Annotated in this window: 6 protein-coding genes; 5 read left to right on the top strand and 1 reads right to left on the bottom strand. The window is 73.7% G+C overall.

Going from position 1 to position 3129, the window contains the following annotated elements:
* The coding region (locus KS423_RS42125; RefSeq protein ID WP_224284996.1) for a LysR family transcriptional regulator at positions 1-255 on the bottom strand (255 nt) is incomplete at its 3' end.
* A 72-nt stretch (positions 256-327) separates the two neighbouring features.
* On the opposite strand from KS423_RS42125, the gene KS423_RS42130 reads away from it, so the two are divergent.
* The 5 genes from KS423_RS42130 (at position 328) to KS423_RS42150 (ending at position 3068) form a co-directional block, all read left to right on the top strand.
* Complete coding sequence (locus KS423_RS42130; protein ID WP_224284997.1) at positions 328-717, top strand: RidA family protein; 390 nt, start codon at positions 328-330, stop codon at positions 715-717.
* 137 nt (positions 718-854) lie between these two features.
* Positions 855-1508, top strand: coding sequence for a TetR/AcrR family transcriptional regulator (locus tag KS423_RS42135; protein WP_224284998.1), 654 nt, complete (start codon positions 855-857; stop codon positions 1506-1508).
* Between the two features lie 9 nt (positions 1509-1517).
* Positions 1518-2252, top strand: coding sequence for a tyrosine-protein phosphatase (locus tag KS423_RS42140; protein WP_224284999.1), 735 nt, complete (start codon positions 1518-1520; stop codon positions 2250-2252).
* Positions 2253-2356: 104 nt separating this feature from the next.
* Positions 2357-2518, top strand: coding sequence for a hypothetical protein (locus KS423_RS42145; protein ID WP_224285000.1), 162 nt, complete (start codon positions 2357-2359; stop codon positions 2516-2518).
* On the top strand, positions 2502-3068 hold the full coding sequence (locus tag KS423_RS42150; RefSeq protein ID WP_224285001.1) for a DUF664 domain-containing protein: 567 nt from the start codon (positions 2502-2504) through the stop codon (positions 3066-3068). Before KS423_RS42145 ends, KS423_RS42150 begins: the two co-directional genes overlap by 17 nt.
* Positions 3069-3129: the final 61 nt, after the last annotated feature.

Genomic DNA, 3129 nt, shown 5'->3' on the forward strand with positions numbered 1-3129 from the left:
GGCCAGCGCGTCCGCGAGGCCGGTCAGCGCCCGGCAGGCGGCGGGCAGCAGTTCGCGGCCGGCCGGGGTCAGCGCGACGCCGCCCGGGTCGCGGCGGAACAGCGGGTGTCCGACCTTCTCCTCCAGCCGCCGGATCTGCTGGCTCAACGGCGGCTGGGCGATGCCCAGTCGGGCGGCGGCCCGGCCGAAGTGCAGCTCCTCGGCGAGCACGACGAAGGCGTGCAGCTGCGGCAGGGGAAGTTCGGGGCGCTCCATACCTCCAGGGATATCAGACCGCCCCGCAGGAGGTATTGGACGTATCCCCGCAGCTCACCTAGCGTCCCCGGCATGACTGAGCGACGTGCGATCCTCACCGGTTCGACCTTCGAGGAGCAGATCGGCTACGCCCGCGCCGTGGTGGACGGCGACTGGGTGCACGTGTCCGGGACGACCGGCTTCGACTACGCCACCATGACCATCTCCGAGGACGTGGTGGAGCAGGCCGAGCAGTGCCTGCGCACCATCGGGGCCGCGCTGGCCGAGGCGGGCTGCGGCTTCGCCGACGTGGTACGGGTGCGCTACCTGCTGCCCGAGCGCGCGGACTTCGAGCCCTGCTGGCCGGTCCTGCGACGCTGCTTCGGCGAGGTCCGCCCGGCGGCCACCATGCAGGTGTGCGGCCTGGCCGACCCGCGGATGAGGATCGAGATCGAGGTCACCGCCCGACGAAAAGCAGCCTGACCGAACGTCACATGCCTCGGGTTCTCCCCGCCACGACGGGCGGGGAGAACGGACTCGGCACGGAACGTGCGACACACTCATCGGCAGACCGGGTCAGAAACCTGCCCTGGTCAATACCCGCTGCTAGCCTGAGCCGCATGACCGGACTGCGGGAGCGGAAGAAGGAGCGGACCCGGCGAGCCATCTCGGAGGCGGCCATCGCGCTCTTCCTGGAGCACGGCTTCGACCGGGTGTCGGTGGCGGACGTCGCGGCGGCCGCCGAGGTCTCCAAGCCGACGCTGTTCTCCTACTTCCCCACCAAGGAGGACCTGGTCGTCCACCGCTTCGCCGACCACCAGGAGCAGGCCGCCGAGGTGGTCCGCACCCGGCTGCCCGGCGAGCCGGTGCTCGACGCGCTGCTGCGGGACTTCCTGGCGGGCCTCGCCCGGCGCGACCCGGTCACCGGCCTCAACGACCACCCGGCGGTACTCGCCTTCACCGCCCTGGTCCACGGCACACCCAGCCTGGCCGCCCGGGTCGGCGAGTACGTGGCCCGCGCCGAGCAGTCGCTGGCCGAGGCGCTGCGCGAGGCCCCCGGACTCCCCGGGTCGCAGGACCTCACCGCCGCCCTGCTCGCCGCCCAGGTCACCGCCACCCAGCGGGTCCTCGCCCTGCACAACTGGCGCCGCATCCAGGACGGCCGCACCGCCGACGACCTGCACACCGAGGCCGTCGGGGAGGCCACCCGCGCCTTCGACCTGCTCGCCCACGGCTACGGCCCGCCCGCCGGCGGACGGCCCGCCGCTGACTAGAGTGCGCGCATGACAACGCGCCATCACCCCTTCGATGCCCTGCACAACTTCCGCGACCTGGGCGGCTATCCGGCCGCCGGCGGACGGTCCGTCCGGTGGGGGCTGGTCTACCGCTCCGACTCGCTCGGCAAGCTCGGCTCCCCCGAGGACCTCGACCGGCTCCGGGCCCTCGGCGTACGGACCGTGATCGACCTGCGCTACCCCTGGGAGATCGCCGCCAAGGGCCGGGTGCCCGACTTCGAGGGCCTGGAGTACCACAACCTCTCGATCGAGCACCGCCCGTACGACCAGGCCGAGATCGACCCGGAGCTCGATCCCTGGCGCTACCTCGCCGACCGCTTCGCCGAGGTCGCCGAGGACGGGGTGAAGGAGATCCGCCAGGCCCTGGACGTGATCACGGCCGCCGAGGCCCCGGTGGTCTTCCACTGCGCCTCCGGCAAGGACCGCACCGGGCTGATCGGCGCCCTGCTGCTCACCCTGCTCGGCGTCGGCGAGGACGACATCGCCGCCGACTTCGCCCTCACCGAACTCGCCACCCCGCACTTCGTCGCCGAGTGGCACGCCGCCCACCCCGGCCGCACCCTGCGCTGGCCCGGCTACGGGCGCGCCCCGGAGGCCGTCATCCGGCTCACCCTCGCCGACCTCGCCGACCGCTACGGCTCGGTCGAGGCCTACCTCACCGGCACCCTCGGCATCGACCGCGACCGGATCGACGCCCTGCGCGCCCGCCTGCTGACCGACTGAGCGCACGCGCCCCGCTGCGCGGGACGCCGCCCCGGGCCCCGTCCCGCGCAGCAACGGCCCACTGCCGACGGACCGTTGTCCGTCGCCCGGCGTACGGTGCCGGCATGACCACGCATGCCGACGGACCGAACCTCTTCTCCGGCCCGCTGGGCGCCGGACTGGCGGCCGGCCAGGGTGCTCGTCGCCGTCCAGCTGCGCGCCCCGGGAGCGCGATAACCCCGTGGCGGGCGGGGGCCGTCGCGGGCGACGATGCCGGGTATGACTGAACCCGAACGCTGGACCCAGGCGACCGTCCACCCCGACATGTGGGCCGACCCGGACGACGACCCCCGCAACAACGACGGCCCCGGCTCGGACGGCGAACTCGGCACGTTCCAGGACTGCCTGACGAACTACCGGCTGACCCTGCGGATGAAGTGCGACGGCCTGGACCCGGAGCAGCTGGCCCGCCGCTCGGTGCCACCGTCGACGATGTCCCTGCTCGGGCTGGTCCGGCACCTGGCCGAGGTCGAACGGGACTGGCGGAACTGGATCACCGACGGCGATCCGCTGCCCAAGCTGTACGGCAAGCGGGACGGGGACTTCGAGGGCGCCGTGGCCGACCAGGCCGTGGCAGACGCCGCGTTCCGCGACCTGGAGCGCGAACAGGCCGCACTGGACGCCGAGTTGGCCGCCTTCCCGGACCTGGGCGAGCGGGTCGGGAAGGACCGGTTCGCGATCCGGGAGCTGCTGGTGCACCGGATCGAGGAGTACGCCCGCCACTGCGGCCACGCCGACCTGCTGCGCGAGTGCGTCGACGGCCGGGTGGGCCAGTAGGGCCTAGCGTCGGCGGCCGCCCCGCGCGGGCCGGCCGCCGCCCTTGCCGGAGCGGGGTCCG

This window comes from Streptomyces sp. LS1784, from assembly GCF_020103755.1.
Classification (GTDB): domain Bacteria; phylum Actinomycetota; class Actinomycetes; order Streptomycetales; family Streptomycetaceae; genus Kitasatospora.